19 protein-coding genes, 4 tRNA genes and 1 other RNA gene are annotated in these 22445 nt (G+C 71.9%); 15 read left to right on the top strand and 9 right to left on the bottom strand.

The features are described 5' to 3' along the window. The first annotated feature begins 114 nt into the window (after positions 1-114). Both OG309_RS19175 and OG309_RS19180 read left to right on the top strand, forming a co-directional pair. The gene (locus tag OG309_RS19175) at positions 115-324 is read left to right on the top strand and encodes a hypothetical protein (RefSeq protein ID WP_329422475.1); all 210 of its coding nucleotides are present in this window, start codon (positions 115-117) and stop codon (positions 322-324) included. Positions 325-377: 53 nt separating this feature from the next. Continuing rightward, a complete protein-coding gene (locus tag OG309_RS19180) occupies positions 378-938 on the top strand; it encodes a hypothetical protein (protein WP_329422477.1) in 561 nt (186 codons plus the stop codon). 82 nt (positions 939-1020) lie between these two features. Here OG309_RS19180 and OG309_RS19185 read toward each other — a convergent pair whose 3' ends face one another. Together OG309_RS19185 and OG309_RS19190 are read right to left on the bottom strand one after the other, a co-directional pair. Further along, positions 1021-1788, bottom strand: coding sequence for a hypothetical protein (locus OG309_RS19185; RefSeq protein WP_329422478.1), 768 nt, complete (start codon positions 1786-1788; stop codon positions 1021-1023). Positions 1789-2160: 372 nt separating this feature from the next. Beyond that, positions 2161-2248 (bottom strand) — tRNA-Ser (locus OG309_RS19190). 117 nt (positions 2249-2365) lie between these two features. Here OG309_RS19190 and ffs point away from each other — a divergent pair. The 6 genes from ffs (at position 2366) to OG309_RS19220 (ending at position 10871) form a co-directional block, all read left to right on the top strand. Further along, positions 2366-2464, top strand: an RNA gene (ffs, locus tag OG309_RS19195) — signal recognition particle sRNA small type. Positions 2465-2514: 50 nt separating this feature from the next. After that, a complete protein-coding gene (locus OG309_RS19200) occupies positions 2515-4650 on the top strand; it encodes a DNA polymerase III subunit gamma and tau (protein WP_329422480.1) in 2136 nt (711 codons plus the stop codon). A gap of 61 nt (positions 4651-4711) precedes the next feature. Next, complete coding sequence (purD, locus tag OG309_RS19205; RefSeq protein ID WP_329422481.1) at positions 4712-5962, top strand: phosphoribosylamine--glycine ligase; 1251 nt, start codon at positions 4712-4714, stop codon at positions 5960-5962. Between the two features lie 300 nt (positions 5963-6262). Next, positions 6263-8206: a hypothetical protein gene (locus OG309_RS19210; RefSeq protein WP_329422483.1), complete on the top strand. Its 1944-nt coding sequence runs from the start codon at positions 6263-6265 to the stop codon at positions 8204-8206. 219 nt (positions 8207-8425) lie between these two features. Next, complete coding sequence (locus tag OG309_RS19215; RefSeq protein WP_329422485.1) at positions 8426-9886, top strand: N,N-dimethylformamidase beta subunit family domain-containing protein; 1461 nt, start codon at positions 8426-8428, stop codon at positions 9884-9886. Positions 9887-9974: 88 nt separating this feature from the next. Then, positions 9975-10871, top strand: coding sequence for a phosphoribosylaminoimidazolesuccinocarboxamide synthase (locus tag OG309_RS19220; RefSeq protein ID WP_329422486.1), 897 nt, complete (start codon positions 9975-9977; stop codon positions 10869-10871). A gap of 44 nt (positions 10872-10915) precedes the next feature. Here the strand turns inward: OG309_RS19220 and OG309_RS19225 are convergent. The 4 genes from OG309_RS19225 to OG309_RS19240 form a co-directional block, all read right to left on the bottom strand. Then, positions 10916-10991 (bottom strand) — tRNA-Gly (locus tag OG309_RS19225). 167 nt (positions 10992-11158) lie between these two features. Further along, positions 11159-11231 (bottom strand) — tRNA-Gly (locus OG309_RS19230). An 80-nt stretch (positions 11232-11311) separates the two neighbouring features. Next, positions 11312-11383, bottom strand: a tRNA-Gly gene (locus OG309_RS19235). A gap of 102 nt (positions 11384-11485) precedes the next feature. Continuing rightward, on the bottom strand, positions 11486-11830 hold the full coding sequence (locus OG309_RS19240; RefSeq protein ID WP_329422488.1) for a histone-like nucleoid-structuring protein Lsr2: 345 nt from the start codon (positions 11828-11830) through the stop codon (positions 11486-11488). Between the two features lie 361 nt (positions 11831-12191). Here OG309_RS19240 and purS point away from each other — a divergent pair, with 361 nt between their 5' ends. The 3 genes from purS to purL are packed head-to-tail and all read left to right on the top strand — an operon-like array spanning position 12192 to position 15363. Next, complete coding sequence (purS, locus tag OG309_RS19245; RefSeq protein WP_046909015.1) at positions 12192-12437, top strand: phosphoribosylformylglycinamidine synthase subunit PurS; 246 nt, start codon at positions 12192-12194, stop codon at positions 12435-12437. After that, a complete protein-coding gene (purQ, locus tag OG309_RS19250) occupies positions 12434-13114 on the top strand; it encodes a phosphoribosylformylglycinamidine synthase subunit PurQ (protein WP_329422491.1) in 681 nt (226 codons plus the stop codon). Before purS ends, purQ begins: the two co-directional genes overlap by 4 nt. Continuing rightward, a complete protein-coding gene (purL, locus tag OG309_RS19255) occupies positions 13114-15363 on the top strand; it encodes a phosphoribosylformylglycinamidine synthase subunit PurL (protein ID WP_329422492.1) in 2250 nt (749 codons plus the stop codon). Before purQ ends, purL begins: the two co-directional genes overlap by 1 nt. Positions 15364-15451: 88 nt before the next feature. Here the strand turns inward: purL and OG309_RS19260 are convergent, their stop codons facing one another. Next, a complete protein-coding gene (locus OG309_RS19260) occupies positions 15452-15862 on the bottom strand; it encodes a nuclear transport factor 2 family protein (protein WP_329422494.1) in 411 nt (136 codons plus the stop codon). A 66-nt stretch (positions 15863-15928) separates the two neighbouring features. Here OG309_RS19260 and OG309_RS19265 point away from each other — a divergent pair, with 66 nt between their 5' ends. The 4 genes from OG309_RS19265 to purM all read left to right on the top strand — a co-directional run bounded on the left by OG309_RS19265 (position 15929) and on the right by purM (position 20512). Next, positions 15929-16717 (top strand): maleylpyruvate isomerase family mycothiol-dependent enzyme, encoded by a 789-nt coding sequence (locus tag OG309_RS19265; RefSeq protein ID WP_329422496.1) that lies wholly within the window; start codon positions 15929-15931, stop codon positions 16715-16717. A 97-nt stretch (positions 16718-16814) separates the two neighbouring features. Next, a complete protein-coding gene (locus OG309_RS19270; RefSeq protein ID WP_329422497.1) occupies positions 16815-17609 on the top strand; it encodes an META domain-containing protein in 795 nt (264 codons plus the stop codon). A gap of 264 nt (positions 17610-17873) precedes the next feature. Continuing rightward, positions 17874-19400, top strand: a complete 1527-nt coding sequence (purF, locus tag OG309_RS19275; RefSeq protein ID WP_329422499.1) for an amidophosphoribosyltransferase — start codon at positions 17874-17876, stop codon at positions 19398-19400. Positions 19401-19444: 44 nt separating this feature from the next. Next, positions 19445-20512 carry a phosphoribosylformylglycinamidine cyclo-ligase gene (purM, locus tag OG309_RS19280; protein ID WP_329422501.1) on the top strand — a complete coding sequence of 356 codons (1068 nt, stop codon included), beginning with the start codon at positions 19445-19447 and terminating at the stop codon, positions 20510-20512. Positions 20513-20734: 222 nt separating this feature from the next. Here the strand turns inward: purM and OG309_RS19285 are convergent, their stop codons facing one another. Together OG309_RS19285 and OG309_RS19290 are read right to left on the bottom strand one after the other, a co-directional pair. Beyond that, a complete protein-coding gene (locus OG309_RS19285) occupies positions 20735-20989 on the bottom strand; it encodes a DUF3073 domain-containing protein (protein WP_329422503.1) in 255 nt (84 codons plus the stop codon). 301 nt (positions 20990-21290) lie between these two features. Beyond that, positions 21291-22379, bottom strand: coding sequence for a Leu/Phe/Val dehydrogenase (locus tag OG309_RS19290; protein ID WP_329422505.1), 1089 nt, complete (start codon positions 22377-22379; stop codon positions 21291-21293). Positions 22380-22445: the final 66 nt, after the last annotated feature.

The raw sequence follows: 22445 nt of genomic DNA on the forward strand, positions 1-22445 counted from the left end.
CCGCCCACCCTGCCCAACCGGCCCACCCGGCCCGCGAGCCCCGTACTGATCGGGTGAAGGCCGGGGCGGGTCCGTGAGACGGCGCCGTGCACCGCGTCGCTCGACGTCGCGATCGTGGTGAAGGCGCCGCTGACGTATCTGCCGCAGATCACGAACTCCGCCGAGGTCGCCGGCGGCACGCCCGACCCGGGACCGGGCAATGATGCCGGCGGCACGCCCGACCCGGGACCGGGCAACGACGCCGGCGGCACGCCCGACCCGGGACCGGGCAACGACGCCGTCACCATCGACACGCGGCCGAACCGACCGACCCCGCGCGGGTGATCATGCGGCGTGCCTGCGTGAACGGGCCCGGCGCGGTTGTCGAGGATGCGCGCATGCGCCTTTCCACCTCGCTGCCGCGCCGTGCCCTGCTGCCCTTCGTGGCGGCCGTCGCCCTCCTGACCGCCGCCGGGTCCACCTCGGCGACCGCGGCGGAAGCATGCGGTTCGATCATCACTGCCCCGCTCGCCCCGCCGGCGGCGGCCGACGACCCCTGTCCCAGCGCCGACCCGGTGGTGTGCCGCATCCGCGTCATGCCGATGGACCAGAAGGTCGACGCCCAGCGGACCCGCATCCGCTATCACGAGCTCCTGGAGGACATGCACCGCACCGAGGCCGACATGCGCGAGGCGGGCTACACCGAGGAGGAGATCGCCCGCGAGCTGGTCGACATGCGCAACCAGGCGAAGGAGATCACCCGCGCGGGCATGACCCCTGAGGAGGTCCGCGTCCTGGAGGAGCGCAACCAGGCCAAGTACGGCAACCCCCTGGGTCCCACGGCCGACCAGCTCCACGCGAAGTACGGCTCCTGGGAGCAGGTGACCGACGCGTCCATGCGCACCAGCTACGCCGTCGACCGCGAGCTCAGCCTCGAGTACCGCCCCTGCCCGGTGTAGTCCGTGATGCCCGGAGCGGCGGGCCGGACCGCTGACGCCGACACCGCCCCGACCCCTCGTCCCCCGCCCGGCCTCCTCGGGGTCAGGCCGGGTACGTGATCGAGCCCAGTGGAGGACAGGGGGCGAGGGCGGTCCCGGCGCCGGGGCGCTCGACGAAGGCGCGGGCCTCGGCGGCCCGTCTGCGGCGGGTCTCCAGCTCGTCGGCATGCCAGGCGTCGGACCTGGCGCGCGGGAGGTCCCAGGTACCGTCGATGAGATCGAGGCTGGTGTTGCCGGCGCTGCGCTGGAACTCCGCCTTCATGGCGGTCTGCTGGAGGGCGCTCTGGATCGCGGCGAGGTCGACGCGGGTGATCAGGACGCCGACGGTGTGCGGCTCGCGGGTGGGCAGGGGGGCCTGCGGGAGCATGGACACCCCGGTGTCGAGGCGCCCGATGTTGTCGACCGTGGCGTCCTGCGCGTCCCGCACCGCGATCTGCATCTCCCGGTGCAGCCAGAAGAACTCGTCGAGGTCCCCCTGGGTAATGCGCATGCGCTGGTAGAGGGCCTGGAACCGGGGATCGTGGTGCAGCGGACGCACGGGGGGCACGTGCAGTGCCACGCAGTCGTTGTAGCCGGCGTCCACCGCGGCTTCGAGGTGGGAGACCGCCCGGTCCGCCTGCCCCGTCATGAGGGCCGACCCGCCGAGGTTCACGTGGCACGCGGCGGCTATCCACATGCCGTCGGGCCCGAGCCTCGCGGCGCGCTCCACGAGGTCGTGGAGTCCCGCGGCCCCTGCGGTGGGCCCCTCGGTCAGCTGCGTCACGAGCAGCTGGTGCAGGCGGGCGACCAGTGAGTTGACGGTGTCGGCCATGGATCTCCTCGGACCTCGACGGTGAAGAGCGAAGGGACCGTGCCGCGTCCGTGGACGTGGGCGGTCCCGTGGAGATGACGGGCGGACGGGGGCAACGGTTCCTGCCGGCCCACCGTGTCGGAGGCCGCGAGACGACGAAGGCTGCGAGATTCGAACTCGTGAGGGGTTGCCCCCACACGCTTTCCATCCGAAGCCTTCCGTCGCTGTCAGGCCAGACCGGCGCACGATCGGCCAGGGTCTCCAGCACGGCGTCGAGTTCCCGAGCGGTGCTGGGTGTCGTCGCTCCCAGCGCCTTCGCGTGCCCTGACGGGAAACGTCGAAGGGCCCCACCGCGAACGGTGGGGCCCTTCGACATCGTGCCCGGTGAGGCACTGGCGGAGGATACGAGATTCGAACTCGTGAGGGGTTGCCCCCAACACGCTTTCCAAGCGTGCGCCCTAGGCCACTAGGCGAATCCTCCGGGGAGAACATTACATGACCGGAGGGGGTGCTCGCGCACACGATTCGGAGCGGGGGTCGGCGAAGGGCGCAGGTCGACGGGGGTGGCGGGGGAGGGGCTGGGATCGGGTACTCTGGGCGGAGCCCCTCACGTGGCGCTATCTGACTGAACTCCCCCAGGGCCGGAAGGCAGCAAGGGTAGGTCGGCTCTGGCGGGTGCGTGGGGGGCGCTTGCGTTCCCGGGTCGTCGTTCCCGGGTTGTCGGTGGGCGCCTATAACCTCGTATACGTGTCGTCTCTCGCGCTGTACCGCCGCTACCGCCCCGAGTCCTTCGCCGAGGTCATCGGGCAGGAGCATGTCACCGACCCGCTGCAGCAGGCGCTGCGGAACAACCGGGTCAATCACGCGTACCTGTTCAGCGGCCCCCGTGGATGTGGCAAGACGACCAGCGCGCGGATCCTGGCGCGCTGTCTGAACTGTGAGAAGGGTCCCACCCCCACCCCGTGCGGGGAGTGCCAGTCCTGTCTCGACCTCGCGCGCAACGGCCCGGGCTCCATCGACGTCATCGAGATCGACGCGGCCTCGCACGGTGGCGTGGACGACGCCCGTGACCTGCGGGAGAAGGCCTTCTTCGGGCCCGCCTCCAGCCGCTACAAGATCTACATCATCGACGAGGCGCACATGGTCACCTCGGCGGGCTTCAACGCCCTGCTGAAGGTGGTCGAGGAGCCGCCGGAGCACCTCAAGTTCATCTTCGCGACGACCGAGCCCGAGAAGGTCATCGGCACCATCCGGTCGCGCACGCACCACTACCCCTTCCGGCTCGTCCCGCCCGGCACCCTCCGGGAGTACCTGGGCGAGGTCTGCGGCCGCGAGGGCATCCCCGTCGAGGACGGCGTGCTGCCGCTCGTCGTGCGGGCCGGTGCCGGTTCGGTGCGTGACTCGATGTCGGTGATGGACCAGCTCCTCGCGGGCGCCACAGACGTGGGTGTGACGTACGCGATGGCGACCTCCCTGCTCGGCTACACCGACGGGTCCCTGCTCGACTCGGTGGTGGACTCCTTCGCCTCCGGCGACGGGGCCGCGGCCTTCGAGGTCGTCGACCGGGTCATCGAGGGGGGCAACGACCCCCGGCGGTTCGTCGCCGACCTCCTGGAGCGGCTGCGCGACCTGGTGATCCTCGCGGCCGTACCCGACGCCGCGGAGAAGGGGCTCGTCGACGCCCCGGTGGACGTCATCGAGCGGATGCAGGCGCAGGCCTCCGTCTTCGGCGCCGCCGAGCTCAGCCGGGCCGCCGACCTCGTCAACGCCGGGCTGACCGAGATGCGCGGCGCGACCTCGCCCCGGCTCCAGCTGGAGCTGATCTGCGCGCGCGTGCTGCTGCCCGCCGCCTTCGACGACGAGCGCTCGATGCAGGCGCGGCTCGACCGGCTGGAGCGCGGTGCCGCCGCCGCGCCGGCGCCCGTGTTCACGACCAGCTCGCCCGCGCCGCAGATGGGGTACGTGCCGTCGGCCGAGGCGCATGTCCCGCCGCCCGTCGCCCCCGTGCCGCAGGCCGCCCCCATGCCGCCCGCACCCGTGCCCGCCCCCGTTCAGCCCGAACCCGCCGCGTACCAGCAGGCCCCCGCGCCCCAGCCGGAGGCCGCCGACGCGCCGCGCCCCGGTGCCTGGCCCGGGGCCGCCAAGCCCGGCGGCGGTGCGCCCGGCGCCTGGCCGGGAGCCGCCGTGCCCGCGGCGGCGCCCGTGCAGCAGGCCCCGGCCTCCGCCCCGCAGGCCGCCGCCCAGCCCGCCGCCCCGGCGGCCGGAGGCAGCATGGCCGCGGGCGCCGCCCAGGTGCGCAACATGTGGCCGCAGATCCTGGAGGCGGTCAAGGGCCGGCGGCGTTTCACCTGGATCCTGCTCTCGCAGAACGCCCAGGTCGCCGGCTTCGACGGCACCACCCTCCAGCTCGGCTTCCTCAACGCGGGCGCCCGGGACAACTTCGCGAGCAGCGGCAGCGAGGACGTGCTGAAGGCCGCCCTCGCCGAGCAGTTCAACGTGAACTGGCGCGTCGAGGCGATCATCGACCCCTCAGGCGGTGCCGCCGCGCCGCCCGGCGCCGGAGGGTTCTCCGGCGGGGGCGCTCCCGGCGGCGGTTTCGGCGGTGGCGGCTTCGGCGGCCGACCGGCCGCGCCCGCTCCCGCGCAGGCCGCACCGCCCGTGCAGCAGGCCCCGGCTCCGGCCCCCGCTCCCGTGCAGGCCCCGCCGCCGGTCCAGCAGGCCCCGGCCCCCGTCCACACGCCGCAGGCGCCGCCGCCCGTCGCGCCCGAGGACGACGTGCCGGAGGAGGACGATCCGGACCTCGTGGACTCCGCGCTCTCCGGCCACGACCTGATCGTGCGCGAGCTCGGCGCGACGGTCCTGGAGGAATACACCAACGAGTAGCGGCGTCTCGCTCGGTGGCCCGCACAAGGAGCACCCGGCCCCGCGGGCTACCCTGGCTGGCGTGAAGGTCCTCGTCATCGGCGGCGGCGCCCGCGAACATGCCCTGTGCCGCTCCCTCTCTCTCGATCCCGACGTCACCGCTCTGCACTGCGCGCCCGGCAACGCCGGAATCGCCGAGGTCGCCGAGCTGCACGCCGTCGACCAGCTCGACGGCGACGCCGTCGCCCGCCTGGCCACCGAGCTCGGCGCCGAACTCGTCGTCGTCGGCCCGGAGGCCCCGCTCGTCGCGGGCGTCGCCGACGCCGTCCGCGCCGCCGGCATCCCCGCCTTCGGCCCGTCCCAGGAGGCGGCGCTGCTGGAGGGCTCCAAGGCGTTCGCCAAGGACGTCATGGCCGGGGCCGGCGTCCCGACCGCCCGCAGCTACGTCTGCACCACCCCCGAGGAGATCGACGAGGCGCTGGACGCCTTCGGCGCTCCGTACGTCGTGAAGGACGACGGCCTCGCCGCCGGCAAGGGCGTCGTGGTCACCGAGGACCTGGCGCAGGCCCGGGAGCACGCCCTCGCCTGCGACCGCGTCGTGATCGAGGAGTTCCTGGACGGCCCCGAGGTCTCCCTCTTCGCCATCACCGACGGCACCACCGTCCTCCCGCTCCAGCCCGCGCAGGACTTCAAGCGCGCGCTCGACGGCGACGAGGGCCCGAACACCGGTGGCATGGGCGCCTACTCGCCGCTGCCGTGGGCCGACCCCAAGCTGGTCGACGAGGTCATGGCGACGGTCCTGCAGCCGACCGTCGACGAGCTGCGCCGCCGCGGCACCCCGTTCTCCGGTCTGCTGTACGCGGGCCTGGCGATCACCAGCCGCGGCGTGCGGGTGATCGAGTTCAACGCGCGCTTCGGCGACCCGGAGACCCAGGTCGTGCTGGCCCGCCTCCGCACCCCGCTCGCGGGCGTCCTCCTGAACGCCGCCAACGGCACCCTCGAGGACCAGCCGCCGCTCGCCTGGCGCGACGACGCCGCCGTGACCGTGGTCGTGGCCGCGCACAACTACCCGGGCACCCCGCGCACCGGCGACCCGATCGACGGCCTGGCCGAGGTCGCCGCGACGGACGCCCCGGAGGCGTACGTGCTGCACGCCGGCACCAAGCGGGACGGCGACGCCGTCGTCAGCGCCGGCGGCCGCGTGCTGTCGGTGACCGCCACCGGTACGGACCTGGCGCAGGCCCGTGAGCGCGCGTACGCGGCAGTCGGCCGCATCCGCCTTGACGGTTCCCAGCACCGTACGGACATCGCCCTCAAGGCCTCCGGGGCCTGAGCGAACCGGAATCAACCGCTGTAGCGCGGGATAAAGCAGGATCAAGCAGTACGAAAGCGCGGCCGTGCAGTGAACAGCACGGCCGCGCTGCCGTCATCACCTTTACCCAAAGCCATTCCATCGAGTGACGGTTCGCCCGTCTGGATGACGCCGATCGAAGCCCCAACTAGGGTGCGGCGAGGGCGTTCCGACGGTGTTCCGGCACTTGGCCCACCGGCATTGCGATGTCGGTGGCGGATGCCACAGTGGGGGAGTGAGCAACACCGCCACGGGTAGTCCCGACGAGGGCAGGAGGGGGTGATGTACGGCGTGTCCGGTACCGGTTCGGCGATCGGCGAGGAGCTCGGCGCGCGCGCCGCGCGGGTCCGCGCCCTGGCCGTGCTCCGCGTCCGCGGCAGGGCGCTGGGGGCCGCGGTGCTCCCCGCCGCCGTCGCCGTCGTCCTCTACGCGGGCGGCGTCACCGACCACTTCACGGGCCCCGCCTGGGACACCGCCCGCTGGGTGGTCTCGGTCGTCGCCATCGGCGTCCTCCTGGTCGCCGCCGCCGTCGCCCTGGTCGTCGCGCGGGCCCGCCCGGCCGTGACGCCGACGGTGGAGCTCGCCGAGACCTCCGCCCCCGACCTCTACCGGATGGTCCGCGACCTCGCCGACCGCCTCGGGGTCCCCGCACCCTCCGCGATAGCCCTGACGCCGGACTGCGACAGCTGGCTGGAGGACCGCTCGCACCCGGCCCACGGCCGGCACCGCGGCGGCGACGCGCCCGTCCTCGTCATCGGCTCCCCCTTCCTGTGGTGGATGCGCGTCGGCGAGCTCCGCGCGGTCCTCGCCCCCGTCGTCGCCGGTACGGGACCGGCCGCGCACCCGGACATAGCCGCGGCCCGCCGTTTCGTACGGGGCCTGGACGCGGCGGTCGCCGTGCCCCGGCGCCCCGGCCTCGATCCGGTCCGCAGGCTGGGCGCGCTCGGCGTCGGCCGGCTGGCCCGGATCATGCTCGTGGGCTGTCGCACGCACGCGGCCGAGATGGAGCGGGGCGTGGCCGCGGCCGGCTCCGAGCGGGCGCAGGCCGTGGACTACGGCGTACGGATCGTCGCCCAGGAGCAGGTCGGCCTCGCCTACGCGGGCTGGGACCGGCTGCTGACCCGGGTCGCCCTGCCCGCCTGGCGGATGGGCCGCTGGCCCTCGCGCCTGGACGCGGGCGTGGTGTCCGCCCTCACCGAGCTCTCCCGCCGCGACCGTCTCGCCGAGGGCTTCACCTCCCGGCTGGGCGAGCGTCCCGCCTGCGACCTCCTGGAGGAGCCCGGCACGGTCGACGCGGCCACCTCGCTGCTCGCCGCCCGCCTCTTCCACGGCGGCCCCGCGGAGCCGGGCCCGGACTGGGCGCCGGTCGAGTGGAGCGAGTATCCGGAGGAGGTCGTCGACCGCAAGTGGCGTGCCGACGCGGCCCGCCTCCACCAGGTGCTCGACCGCCTCGGCCCGGCCGATCCGTCCGACGGGAGCCACGCCGCCGAGGACCGTACGGCCGCCGAGGCCCCCGACGGCCCCGACGGCCCCGACGACGGCCCCACCCTGTCCCGCGTCATGGCCCGCCTCGCCACGCCCCGCCCCCACGCGGGCGCCCTGGGCGGCGAAGCCGCCACCGAAGCCCCGCCGACCGCGCACGCCGAGGCCGGGGCGGAGGCGGCCGCCGCCACCGAAGCCGACGCCGTCGCCGGAGCCGCCCTCCTCGACCCGGACCTGGCCGACGCCGCCGACCCGGGCGTGGCCGACGCCGCCGACCCGGGCCCGGCCGACGCCGCCGACCCGGGCGTGGCCCCCGATCTGGCTGCCGGCCTCGACCCTGACCTGGCTCCCGACCCCGACCCCGTGGGCAACCCCGCCGCCGACGTGCTCGCCGCCGCGCTCACCGCGCAGGCGGCCCGCGAGGAGGGGCTGCGGCCGGCCGTGCCCGCCGCGGAGGGGCCGGACGGGCCGCTGCCGCTGTTCCCGCTCCAGCCGCCGCGCACCGGGCGGGACCTGCTCGCCGACCACGTGGCGGCCATGGTCTGCTGCGCCGCCGTGGACACGGCGGAGGCGGCCCCGGGGCTGGACTGGCTCGACGGGCCCGCGCTGCTCGTCGCCGGAGAGCGGAGCACCGATCTGAACGGCGTGGTCCTCGCCCTCGTCGAGGACGGCGACCCGGAGCCCCTGCGCGCCTGGCTGGCGCGTACGGGAGTGCGCCCGGAGAAGCCGGTCCGGCTGGTCTGAGGGCCTTGTGCGAAGCCCTCCGGAAAAGGTCCCGGGAGGGGCCCGCAGGATGCTCGTGCGCAGCTCAACACACCGGAGTGGCTGGTTCCACTCTCGTCAATTCGCGACGAACGGTGACGGAGTGCGTGCGTTATGTGATGTGCTGGAGACCGGCACTGACAGAGGCAGTATCCAGAGGCACTGACCAGCCGGCCGGGGGCGTAGAGGGAGGGGCGCAGCATGGGGGCGGAGCAGATCAGGCGGTGGGAATCGGGCGCGCTCGCCCATGCCGTATCGGATCCTTTCGGCCAGGGCCCGCTGCCCTGGCTGCGCGGATCCGAGAACTACTTCGACGACACCGGTCAGATGGTGCCCTGGTACGCCGACGAGACCCTGGCCCGCGGCGGTGGCGGCGGGCCGCGGACCGCCGACGACGTGCACGGTCAGATCAAGGGCTTCGTCTCCAGCGGGGCCGTCGCGCCCGGCGAGGCGATCGATTTCCACATCACGGTGGACCCGCCGCAGCAGTTCTCGGTCGACATCTACCGGATCGGGCACTACGGCGGCGACGGAGCCGCGAAGATCACCACCAGTCCGCGGCTCTCCGGGATCGTGCAACCGGCCCCGCTGACCGCCGACCGGACCGTCTCCTGCCACCACTGGTGGCAGTCCTGGCGGCTGCAGATCCCGTCGTACTGGTCGATCGGCGCCTACGTCGCCGTCCTCACCACCGTCGGCGGCTACCGCTCGCACATCCCGTTCACGGTCCGCGACAGCCATCCGGCGGACCTGCTGCTCGTGCTGCCGGACGTGACCTGGCAGGCGTACAACCTCTATCCGGAGGACGGCCGGACGGGCGCCAGCCTCTACCACGCCTGGGACGAGGAGGGCCGGCTGCTCGGCGAGGAGGAGGCGGCGGTCACGGTCTCCTTCGACCGTCCGTACGCGGGCGCGGGCCTGCCGCTGCACGTGGGCCACGCCTACGACTTCATCCGCTGGGCCGAGCGCTACGGCTACGACCTCGCGTACGCCGAGACCCGCGACCTGCACGCGGGCCGGGTGGACCCGAGCCGCTACCGGGGCCTCGTCTTCCCGGGGCACGACGAGTACTGGTCGGCGCCCATGCGCCGGACCGCCGAACTCGCCCGCGACCAGGGAACCTCGCTGGTCTTCCTCTCCGCCAACACCATGTACTGGCAGGTGGAGCTGGGCCCGTCGCCGTCCGGCGCCCCGGACCGGCTGCTCACCTGCCGCAAGCGCCGCGGCCCCGGCCGGCCGGCGCTGTGGCGGGAGGTCGACCGGCCGGAGCAGCAGCTGCTCGGCATCCAGTACGCGGGGCGGGTGCCCGAACCGCACCCCCTGGTCGTGCGGAACGCGGACCACTGGCTGTGGGAGGCCACCGGCGCGGGCGAGGGCGACGAGCTCCCGGGCCTGGTCGCGGGCGAGGCCGACCGCTACTTCCCGCGCACCGCGCTCCCCGAGCACCAGGGCCGCATCCTGCTCGCCCACTCGCCCTACCGGGACAGCGAGGGGGCGCTCCGGCACCAGGAGACGAGCCTCTACCGGGCCCCGTCGGGCGCCTGGGTCTTCGCCGCCGGCACCTTCGCCTGGTCGCCGGCGCTGGACCGGCCCGGGCACGTGGACGCGCGCGTCCAGCGGGCCACCGCGAACCTGCTCGACCGGATCTGCAAGAGGGACTGAGCGGGGGGTCACAGGGCCGGGCGGCAGGATCCGCCCGGATGTGCGAGAGAATCGGACACGCTCCTGGATCAACCTACGCGGAGGAACCGTGTCCGGATTCGTAGAAAAGCCCGAGCCTGTCCAGGTACCGGGCCTGACCCATCTCCACACGGGCAAGGTCCGCGACCTGTACCGGAACGAGGCGGGCGAGCTCGTGATGGTGGCGAGCGACCGCATGTCGGCCTACGACTGGGTGCTGCCCACCGAGATCCCCGACAAGGGCCGGGTCCTCACCAAGCTCTCCCTGTGGTGGTTCGACCGACTGGCCGACCTGGTCCCGAACCACGTGCTCTCCACCGAGCTGCCGGCCGGGGCGCCCGCCGACTGGGAGGGCCGCACGCTGATCTGCAAGTCGCTGGACATGGTCCCGGTCGAGTGCGTCGCCCGCGGCTACCTCACCGGCTCCGGCCTCGTCGAGTACGACGAGTCCCGCACGGTCTGCGGCCTCGCGCTGCCCGAGGGCCTGACCGACGGCTCCGAGCTGCCCGCGCCGATCTTCACCCCGGCGACCAAGGCCGCGGTCGGCGACCACGACGAGAACGTCTCCTACGAGGAGGTGGCCCGTCAGGTCGGTGCCGAGACGGCCGCGGTGCTGCGCCGGACGACCCTCGACGTGTACGGCCGGGCCCGTGACATCGCTCGTGAGCGCGGCGTCATCCTCGCCGACACGAAGTTCGAGTTCGGCTTCGAGGGGGAGACGCTCGTCCTCGCCGACGAGGTGCTCACCCCGGACTCGTCGCGTTTCTGGCCGGCCGACGAGTGGCAGCCGGGCCGCACGCAGCCCTCGTACGACAAGCAGTTCGTGCGGAACTGGCTGACCTCCCCGGCCTCCGGCTGGGACCGCAAGAGCGAGCAGCCGCCGCCGGCGCTCCCGCAGGAGGTCGTGGACGCGACCCGCGCCAAGTACATCGAGGCGTACGAGCGCCTGACCGGGACCACCTGGTAGGGGAACGAGAAAGCCCCCGGTCGATTCGACCGGGGGCTTCTTCATGGAGCGGACGACGAGATTCGAACTCGCGACCCTCACCTTGGCAAGGTGATGCTCTACCAACTGAGCCACGTCCGCATGCGCCGTAGCGCGCTGCTAACTATACCCAATGTTCCGGGCGTCGATGACCGGGTTTTCCAGGCCTCGGGCTGTGGCGGTCGACACAGATCCACTGTGCGCACGGGCGGCGTTCGCCGGACATGACGAAGGCCCCGGTTCTGATGAACCGGGGCCTTCGTTCCCTGAGCGGACGACGAGATTCGAACTCGCGACCCTCACCTTGGCAAGGTGATGCTCTACCAACTGAGCCACGTCCGCATTGCCTCCGCTCGGCTTTCACCGGGCGGCGCGAGCACCACTCTACCTGATGCACCGGAGTGCTCGGTAACGCGATGCAGAGCGGGTGACAGGGATTGCACACTGCGCCTTCCCCCTGGAAGGGGGCTGTTCTGCTACTGAACTACACCCGCACGCTGCTTGAGGTCCGGGGCCTTTCGGCCTCGCCCCTCGGCGTGTTCCAGACTCTAGCGGATCATGGGGGGTGGGATGCAAATCCGGGGTCGGACCCCGTGTCAGCTCGCGGCGCGGAAGGCCTCGTAGACCCGCTTCGGGATGCGGCCCCGGGCGGGCACGTCCATCTTGTTGGACTGCGCCCAGGCGCGGACCGCCGCCGGGTCGGGGGCGAGCGCGGTGTGCTTGAAGCCGCCTTCGGGCAGCGTCCGCGGGGCGCCGGCGGACCGGCCGCTCAGCTTGCGGCCCGCGGCCAGGTAGGGCGCGAGCGCCTTGCGCAGTTTCTTTGCATTGGCGGGATTCAGGTCGATCTCGTACATCTTCCCGTCCAGGCCGAACGCCACTGTTTCCGCCGCTACTCCGCCGTCGATGTCGTCGGAGAGAGTGACCACCACACGCTGAGCCACGGATATCGGTCCTTTCCTGCGGATCGCCGTGCCGTCTCGACGCTCGTGCCGCTCTGACGTGCGGCGATGCCGATGTAGCTGCTCTCCAAGAGGCAATACTGCGCTGGTCTGGTGCCTGTTCGCGCCCGGTTGCGCACGTCGGGTTTTTTCTCTGCATTCCCTTTGTACAGTGGCGGGTGGCGCATTGTGAAGCCCACTCAATTGTTTCCGCGTGTCCCGGTCGGCGGACGATATTCCGCTTGAATTCATCGGGGCGCTGTGCAGGGGCCCTTTGTAGGATCCTTCAGACTTCTACCCGCGTAGAATTTGGAGGCAGGTACGCTGAGGGAACCGCCCACGCAACACACCACCGGGAGTGCCAGTGGCACGCGTCGTAGTCGACGTCATGCTCAAGCCGGAGATCCTCGACCCCCAGGGACAGGCGGTGCAGCGTGCACTGCCCCGCCTTGGATTCGAGGGCATCGCCGACGTCCGCCAGGGAAAGCGCTTCGAGCTGGAGGTGGAGGGGCCGGTCGACGAGGCCGCCCTCGCCCGCATCCATGAGATGGCCGAGACTTTCCTTGCCAACACCGTGATCGAGGACTTCACCGTGAAGGTGGAGTCGTGACCGCACGCATCGGCGTCGTCACGTTCCCCGGAACGCTCGACGACCAGGACGCGCTGCGCGCCGCCCGCCTCGCGGGCGCCGAGCCCGTGTCGCTCTGGCACCGCGACAAGGACCTCAAGCAGGTCGACGCCGTGGTCCTGGCCGGCGGCTTCTCGTACGGCGACTACCTGCGGGCCGGCGCCATCTCGCGCTTCTCGCCGGTGATGGAGTCGATCATCGAGCAGGCGAAGGCGGGCATGCCCGTCCTCGGCATCTGCAACGGCTTCCAGATCCTCACCGAGGCCCACCTGCTGCCGGGCGCCATGCTGCGCAACAACCACCTCCACTTCATCTGCCGCGACCAGAAGCTGCGGGTGGAGAACGCGGAGACCGCCTGGACCTCGGACTACACCGCGGGTCAGGAGATCGAGGTCCCGCTCAAGAACATGGACGGCCGGTACGTCGCCGACGAGCACACCCTCGACGAGCTCGAGGCCGAGGGGCGGGTGGCCTTCCGCTACCTGGACATGAACCCCAACGGCTCGCTGCGCGACATCGCGGGCATCACCAACGCCGCGGGCAACGTGGTCGGCCTCATGCCGCACCCGGAGCACGCCGTGGAGCCGCTCGTCGGCACCGGCAAGACCGACGGCCTCGGTTTCTTCACCTCGATCCTCAAGAAGCTGGTCAACGCCTGATGACTCTGGACACGGTCAAGCACGCGACCGAGACGCCCGACGTCGAGCAGCCCTGGAAGGACCTCGGCCTCAAGCAGGACGAGTACGAGCGGATCCGCGAGATCCTCGGCCGCCGTCCCACCGGCGCCGAGCTGGCCATGTACTCCGTCATGTGGTCCGAGCACTGCTCCTACAAGAGCAGCAAGGTCCACCTGAAGCAGTTCGGCGAGAAGGTCCCCGAGAACGACGCCATGCTCGTCGGCATCGGCGAGAACGCGGGCGTCGTCGACGTCGGCCAGGGCTACGCGGTCACCTTCAAGGTCGAGTCGCACAACCACCCCAGCTACATCGAGCCCTACCAGGGCGCGGCCACCGGCGTCGGCGGCATCGTCCGCGACATCCTCGCCATGGGCGCCCGTCCGGTCGCCGTCGTCGACCCGCTGCGCTTCGGCGCCGCGGACCACCCCGACACCCGGCGCGTGCTGCCCGGCGTGGTCGCCGGCATCGGCGGCTACGGCAACTGCCTCGGCCTGCCGAACATCGGCGGCGAGGTCGTCTTCGACTCCTGCTACCAGGGCAACCCGCTGGTCAACGCCGGCTGCATCGGCGTGATGAAGCACGAGGACATCCACCTGGCCAAGGCCTCCGGCCCCGGCAACAAGGTGATCCTCTACGGTGCCCGCACCGGTGGCGACGGCATCGGCGGCGTGTCCGTGCTGGCCTCGGAGACCTTCGACGACAGCAAGCCGACGAAGCGTCCCGCGGTCCAGGTCGGCGACCCGTTCCAGGAGAAGCTGCTCATCGAGTGCACCCTGGAGATCTTCCAGGAGAAGCTGGTCGCGGGCATCCAGGACCTCGGCGGCGCCGGCCTGTCCTGCGCCACCTCCGAGCTGGCCTCCGCCGGTTCCGGCGGCATGCGCGTGGAGCTCGACCGGGTCCACCTGCGCGACGCGACGCTCTCGCCCGAGGAGATCCTCATGAGCGAGTCGCAGGAGCGCATGTGCGCGATCGTCGAGCCCGAGCACGTCGACCGCTTCCTGGAGATCTGCGAGAAGTGGGACGTCATCGCGGTCGTCATCGGTGAGGTGACCGAGGGCGAGCGCCTGGAGATCTTCTGGCACGGCGAGCAGATCGTCGACGTCCCGCCGCGCACCGTCGCGCACGAGGGCCCGGTCTACCACCGGCCGTACGCGCGCCCGGAGTGGCAGGACGCCCTGCAGGCCGACGACGCCGGCAAGCTGCCCCGGCCGCAGGACGGCGCCCAGCTGAAGGACCAGGTCCTCAAGCTGGTGTCCTCCCCGAACCAGGCCTCGAAGTCCTGGATCACGGACCAGTACGACCGGTTCGTGCAGGGCAACACGGTGCTCGCGCAGCCCGAGGACGCCGGCATGGTCCGGATCGACGAGGAGACCAACCTCGGCGTGGCCATGGCGACCGACGGCAACGGCCGGTACGCCAAGCTGGACCCCTACACGGGCGCGCAGCTCGCGCTGGCGGAGGCGTACCGCAACGTCGCCGCCTCCGGTGCGAAGCCGCTGGCGATCTCGGACTGCCTGAACTTCGGTTCGCCCGAGGACCCGGCCGTGATGTGGCAGTTCGCCGAGGCCACCCGTGGTCTCGCGGACGGCTGCCTGCAGCTGGGCACCCCGGTCACCGGCGGCAACGTGTCGCTGTACAACCAGACCGGTGAGGTCGCGATCCACCCGACGCCGGTCGTGGCCGTCCTCGGTGTGATCGACGACGTCAACCGCCGCACCCCGATCGCCTTCGCGGAAGAGGGCCAGCTCCTCTACCTGCTGGGCGACACCAAGGAGGAGTTCGGCGGTTCGGCCTGGTCCGAGGTGATCCACCAGCACCTCGGCGGTCTGCCGCCGGCCGTGGACCTCGACCGGGAGAAGCTGCTCGGCGAGATCCTGATCTCGGCCTCCCGCGACGGCATGATCGACGCGGCCCACGACCTGTCCGACGGCGGTCTGGTCCAGGCGGTCGTCGAGTCCTGCCTGCGCAGCGGCAACGGCGCGCGCCTGGTCGTGCCCGAGGGCCTGGACGCGTTCACCTTCCTCTTCAGCGAGTCGGCCGGCCGTGCGGTCGTGGCCGTCCCGCGCAGCGAGGAGCTCCGCTTCACCGACATGTGCGGTGCGCGGGGTCTGCCCGCCGCCCGCATCGGTGTGGTCGACGGCGACGCGGTCGACGTGCAGGGCGAGTTCAGCCTCTCCCTGGAGGAGCTGCGCTCGGCGCACGAGGCGACGATCCCGGGCCTGCTGGCCTGATCCGTCTGGCCTGATCCGTCCCGTACCGGTCCCGTACCCGTACGGAGAGGAGCCCCCGTCCGACCAGGGCGGGGGCTTCGTCGTGCGCTCAGCCGCCCAGGGAGTAGAAGGCGTCGAGTTCCGCGATGTCCTCGACGCACTCGTCGATGTCCGAGACCTTTCCTCCGATGATCGTGAAGAAGAGGGCGCCGGGCATCTCGATGCCCCGGTCGCCGTGCTCGGCGAACCACTTGTGGCTCGCGATGGCGTGGCCGCGCCCGTCGACGGTGATGGTGCCGAGCTCGATGCGCAGGGTGCCGCCGGTGTACTCGGCCAGCGACCCGTACATGGCGAGGACGTTGTCGCGGCCCTTGAAGTGCCCGCCGAACCGGGTGGTGCCCGGCGCGTGGTGGGTGCAGTCGCTGGTCATCAGGGCGGAGAGCGCCTCCATGTCACCGTGCATGAACGCTTCGTAGCCCTGCCGCACCAGGGCGGCGTCGGGGTGCTCGTGATGGGTCATGGTCCCGGCATGCCTTTCGGTGAGGGGATGTCCCCCCTCCTCAAGTCTCGGGGCTAGCCTCGGCCCATGCCACCCGCCAAGAAGCGCGCCCGCAGCTACGACTCCGCCAAGACCCGAGCCGCCGTCCTCGCCCAGTTCGGGCACGTACGGGACGCGGTGCTCGCGCTGCCCCCGGCGGCGCTCGACGGGCCGACCCGGCTGGGGGCGTGGACGGTGCGGGAGCTGGCCGGGCACATCGCGTGGATGGTCGACTCGGTGCCCGCGCTGCTCGCCGCGCCCGAGCCGGCGAAGCAGGAACTCCCGCTCCTGGACTGGCCGTCCGTGACCGCGTCGGCCGCCGGGCGGATCGACGAGCACACCCGGGGCATCGGCACCGCCGACCTCGCCGGTCTCTACGAGCGGACCCGGGAGGCGTACGAGACGGCGGTGGCGGCGGCCCCGGACACCCGGCTGCTCCCGGTGAGCTTCGGGGCGATGACGCTCGCCGATTTCCTCGTCACCCGGACCGTCGAACTCGTCGTCCACACCGACGACCTCAGCGCTGCGACCGGTGTCGGCATTCCGTACGACCGGCAGGCGCTCGCCGCCTGCACCCGCCTGCTCGCCGACACCCTCGCGGCGAGGGCGCCGGGCGGTGCGGTGGAGGTGCGCGTCCCGCCGTACGCGGTGGTGCAGTGCGTCGAGGGGCCGCGGCACACCCGGGGCACCCCGCCGAACGTCGTCGAGACGGACCCGCTGACCTGGATCCGGCTCGCGACCGGGCGCGCCGACTGGGCGGTGGAGCTGGACGCGGCGCGGGTGAGCGCGAGCGGGGAGCGGGCGGATCTGGCGGGGCTGCTTCCGCTGATGGGCTGAGGCGCCGGCGGCCGTCCCGGGAACCGTGGGCGGTCGCCCCCCCGGGAGCGTGAGCGGGCCCCCGGAACCGTAAGAGGAGCCGGCCCGTCCCATCGGCATGAAGAAGCCGCGCGTGTTCGCCGCCCTGGTCCCGCTGCTCTTCCTCGTCGCCTGCGGTGCGCAGCAGGGGACAGGTTCCGGAGCCGGCACCGTCACCCCCGGTCTGCCCGTCGAGGGCACCGACTGGACGATCGGGGCGGTCACGGTCGACGGCGCCCGGTCGGCGGCCCCACCCGGGGCGCGGGTGGCGTTCACGGAGGACGGGCGGGCCCGGGGGAACAGCGGCTGCAACACCTTCGGCGCCGCCGTCGCCGTGGACGGCACGAGCCTCACCGTCTCCCCGAGCGAGGTCACCGAGATCGGCTGCCCCGCCGACCTGCACCGTTTCGAGACGGCCCTGCTGAAGGCGTTCGACGGCCGGCTCAAGGGCGAGTGGAGGGGGAAGGCGCTCACGCTGACCTCGCCGGACGGGCGCCGGGTCGTGGAGCTGTCCGCCGAGCCCGACGCCCCGCTCGTCGGCACCACCTGGACGGTGGACGGGCTGCTCTCCGGGAAGACCGCCGCGTCCCTCCCGGCCGGCTCCGAGGGCAAGGCGAAGCTGACCTTCGGCAAGGACGGGCGGCTCACCGGCAGCCTCGGCTGCAACCGGGTCACCGCGCCCGCGCGGATCAGCGGCGGGACGATCACGCTCGGCGCGATCGCGACCACCCGGATGATCTGCACGGGGCCGCAGATGGACCTGGAGACGAAGCTGTACGAGGCCCTCGACGGCCCCCTCGGGTACCGGCTCGACCACCGCACCCTGACGGTCACCGACGCGGACGGGCAGGGCTTCACCGCGACCGCGGGCTGAGCCGGGAGGGCCTCCGGCCGTGCCGGGAGGGCCCGCCGGCTGCGTCCTCCGTCACATCCCGACCGTTCGGCCCGTGCCGTACGAGCGTCCGCTTCGGAGGGTCCCTTTCCCGGTCACCGGCCGGGAGCCCTTGTGCCCCTTGCTTTGTGGGCTCCGACAAGGATCGATGGATCAGTTCGTGGGATCGTACGAGCAGCTCGGGGGCCCTACCACGACCCGGTCGCCAATTCGGACCGGTGGTCGATCTCGCCTACACTCGGAGCCGTGCCACGTGGTGACGGTCGACTCAATCACGATCTGCTCCCCGGCGAGAAAGGCCCCCAGGACGCTTGTGGCGTCTTCGGTGTCTGGGCTCCGGGTGAAGAGGTCGCAAAGCTCACGTACTTCGGGCTCTACGCCCTCCAGCATCGGGGTCAGGAATCCGCGGGAATCGCGGTAAGCAACGGCTCCCAGATCCTCGTCTTCAAGGACATGGGCCTCGTGTCCCAGGTCTTCGACGAGACCTCTCTCGGTTCCCTCCAAGGTCATATCGCGGTCGGTCACGCCCGCTACTCGACCACCGGGGCCTCCGTGTGGGAGAACGCGCAGCCGACGTTCCGGGCGACCGCCCACGGCTCGATCGCGCTCGGCCACAACGGCAACCTGGTGAACACGGCCCAGCTGGCCGAGATGGTCGCGGAACTCCCCAAGCGGGAGGGCCGGTCCACTCAGGTCGCCGCGACGAACGACACCGACCTGGTGACCGCGCTGCTCGCGGGCCAGGCGGACGAGGACGGCAAGCCGCTCACCATCGAGCAGGCGGCCGCGAAGGTCCTCCCCGAGGTCCGGGGCGCCTTCTCCCTCGTCTTCATGGACGAGCACACGCTCTACGCGGCCCGTGACCCGCAGGGCATCCGCCCGCTGGTCCTCGGCCGGCTGGAGCGCGGCTGGGTCGTCGCGTCGGAGTCCGCCGCCCTCGACATCTGCGGTGCGACCTTCGTCCGCGAGGTCGAGCCGGGCGAGCTGGTGGCCATCGACGAGAACGGCATCCGCACCTCGCGCTTCGCAGAAGCGAAGCCCAAGGGCTGTGTCTTCGAGTACGTCTACCTGGCCCGTCCCGACACGGACATCGCCGGCCGCAACGTGTACCTCTCCCGCGTGGAGATGGGCCGCAAGCTGGCCAAGGAAGCGCCCGTCGAAGCCGACCTGGTCATAGCGACGCCGGAGTCCGGCACGCCGGCCGCCATCGGCTACGCGGAGGCCTCGGGCATCCCGTTCGGTGCCGGCCTGGTCAAGAACGCCTACGTCGGCCGGACCTTCATCCAGCCCTCGCAGACCATCCGCCAGCTGGGCATCCGGCTGAAGCTGAACCCCCTCAAGGAAGTCATCAAGGGGAAGAAGCTGGTGGTCGTGGACGACTCGATCGTCCGCGGCAACACCCAGCGCGCCCTGGTCAGGATGCTCCGCGAGGCCGGTGCCGCCGAGGTCCACATCCGGATCTCCTCGCCGCCGGTGAAGTGGCCCTGCTTCTTCGGTATCGACTTCGCCACCCGCGCGGAGCTGATCGCCAACGGCATGACGGTCGACGAGATCGGCAAGTCGCTCGGCGCGGACTCGCTCTCGTACATCTCGCTCGACGGGATGATCGAGGCGACCACCATCCAGAAGCCCAACCTGTGCCGCGCCTGCTTCGACGGCGAGTACCCGATGGAGCTTCCGGACCCCGAGCTGCTCGGCAAGCAGCTCCTGGAGACCGAGCTGGCCGCGGGCCCCGCAGCCACCGCGGCCGCGGACGCCCTCCGCCGCCCGTAACACCCCGCTGCGCCCCCGCAGTACGACACGAAAGTTCTGAAGCCATGTCTCAGGCCACCGGTGCCAGCTACGCGAGCGCGGGCGTCGACATCGAAGCGGGCGACCGCGCCGTCGAACTCATGAAGGAGTGGGTGAAGAAGACCCAGCGCCCCGAGGTCCTCGGCGGCCTCGGCGGCTTCGCCGGCCTCTTCGACGCCTCCGCCCTCAAGCGGTACGAGCGCCCGCTGCTCGCCTCGGCGACCGACGGCGTCGGCACGAAGGTCGACATCGCCCGCCAGATGGGCGTGTACGACACGATCGGCCACGACCTGGTCGCCATGGTCATGGACGACATCGTCGTCTGCGGCGCCGAGCCGCTCTTCATGACCGACTACATCTGCGTCGGCAAGGTGCACCCCGAGCGGGTCGCCGCCATCGTCAAGGGCATCGCCGAGGGCTGCGTCCTGGCCGGCTGCGCCCTGGTCGGCGGCGAGACGGCGGAGCACCCGGGCCTCCTGGGCCCGGACGACTTCGACGTCGCGGGCGCCGGCACGGGTGTCGTGGAGTACGACCGGCTGCTCGGCGCGGATCGCATCCGTACGGGTGACGCGGTCATCGCCATGGCGTCCTCCGGTCTTCACTCCAACGGGTACTCGCTCGTCCGCCACGTGGTCTTCGACCGCGCCGGCATGACCCTGGACCAGCAGGTCGAGGAGTTCGGCCGGACCCTGGGCGAGGAGCTCCTGGAGCCCACCAAGATCTACTCGCTGGACTGCCTGGCGCTGACCCGGACCACCGACGTCCACGCCTTCAGCCACATCACGGGCGGCGGCCTGGCCGCCAACCTGGCGCGGGTGATCCCGGACGGCCTGCACGCCACCGTGGACCGTTCGACGTGGGCCCCGGGCGCGGTCTTCGACCTGGTCGGCAAGGCCGGACAGGTCGAGCGCCTGGAGCTGGAGAAGACCCTCAACATGGGCGTCGGCATGATGGCCGTGGTCCCCGCCGACTCGGTGGACGCGGCGCTCACCACGCTGGCCGACCGGGGCGTCGAGTCCTGGGTGGCCGGTGAGATCACCGAGCGCGGCGACAAGGCGAGTGGCGCGGAGCTGGTCGGCGACTACGCGAAGTAGCCGGCCCCGGCACGTACGCGGAAGGGCACCCCTTGACCTCAAGGGGTGCCCTTCCGCGTACGTACGGGGTGGGGAGCCGTGTCCCGGGCCGGTGCGCCGGCGGTGTCGCGGGCGTCCCCGGACCGCTACCGTCCTCGGCGCCGCCGCTCCTGGAGCGGCCGTTTCCGGACAGCGCAGAAACCCGGTCCGGGTACCCCGGACCGGGCTGCGATGTTCAGAAGGTCAAGCGCGACGCTGAGTGGACGCCGGACCGGACTCGTCGTCCTCGTCCTCGTCCGTGTTGTAGAGATCCGCGTACTGCGCGTACGGGTCGTCTTCCTCGTCGTCGTCGTCCTCGAACGGCTCGCCATTCGGCGGCTGATTCGAGGTCGATGCGCCCAGCTCATTGGCCAGACGCGACAGGTCAGTCCCGCCGCTGCTGTACTTCAGCTGGCGGGCGACCTTCGTCTGCTTGGCCTTTGCCCGGCCGCGCCCCATGGCTCGACCCCCTCGGTGACGGGGCTCGACGGCCCCAGAGTCTTGACACGCGTTCATGATCCGGAACGGACTCTCGAATGAGAGACCGGTCCGTAGGGCTTCAACGGTACCTGTTTCCGTCGGTCTACGGTACGCCGCGCGCATCACATACCTCGGTACAGAACCTTCGAGGAGCCCCGTCCTCGCTGGTCAATCGCGATTTTAACCCCTTCTTGAGGGGCGACCCGCCGATCGGCGTGAGCGAAGTCTCCCGAATCGGCCCGGGAGGGGCTCTCCGTCGGCGGGCCGCCCCCGGCGAGGGTCAGTCGCGGCGGGCCTCGGCCATCCTCTGCTCGGCGATCCGGTCGGCCGCGGCGGCCGGCGGAATCCCATCAGACTTTGCGCGAGCGAAGATTTCGAGGGTGGTGTCGAAGATCTTCGTCGCCTTGGCCTTGCAGCGGTCGAAGTCGAAGCCGTGCAGCTCGTCGGCCACCTGGATCACGCCACCGGCGTTGATCACGTAGTCGGGCGCGTAGAGGATGCCGCGCTCCGAGAGGTCCTTCTCGACGCCGGGGTGCGCGAGCTGGTTGTTGGCGGCACCGCAGACGATCTTGGCGGTGAGGACCGGCACGGTGGCGTCGTTCAGCGCCCCGCCGAGGGCGCAGGGGGCGTAGACGTCCAGGCCCTCGGTGCGGATCAGCGCGTCGGTGTCGGCGACCACGGAGACCTGCGGGAACTTCTCGGTGATCCGGCGCACCGACTCCTCGCGGACGTCGGTGATCACGACCTCGGCACCGTCGGAGATCAGGTGCTCGACCAGGTAGTGGCCGACCTTGCCGACGCCCGCCACGCCGACCTTGCGGCCGCGGAGGGTGGGGTCGCCCCAGAGGAACTGCGCGGAGGCGCGCATGCCCTGGAAGACGCCGAAGGCGGTGAGGACGGAGGAGTCGCCGGCGCCGCCGTTCTCGGGGGAGCGGCCGGTGGTCCACTGGTTGGTGCGGGCCACGACGTCCATGTCGGCGACGTAGGTGCCGACGTCGCAGGCCGTCACGTAGCGGCCGCCGAGGGAGGCCACGAAGCGCCCGTAGGCGAGCAGGAGCTCCTCGGTCTTGATCGTCTCGGGGTCACCGATGATCACTGCCTTGCCGCCGCCGTGGTCGAGGCCGGCCATGGCGTTCTTGTACGACATGCCGCGGGAGAGGTTCAGCGCGTCGGCGACGGCCTCCGCCTCGGTGGCGTACGGGTAGAAGCGGGTGCCGCCGAGGGCGGGGCCCAGGGCGGTGTTGTGGAGGGCGATGACGGCCTTGAGGCCGGTGGCGCGGTCCTGGCACAGCACGACTTGTTCGTGGCCGCCCTGCTCCGAGTGGAACAGGGTGTGCAGTACATCAGGAACGCCGGTCACATCGGTCACGGTGGTGACTCCCAAGTTGATGCGGCGGAAGGTCCCCCCTGCGGGTGGGGGTGGGACCAGGTCGGC

This window comes from Streptomyces sp. NBC_01268, from assembly GCF_036240795.1.
Classification (GTDB): domain Bacteria; phylum Actinomycetota; class Actinomycetes; order Streptomycetales; family Streptomycetaceae; genus Streptomyces.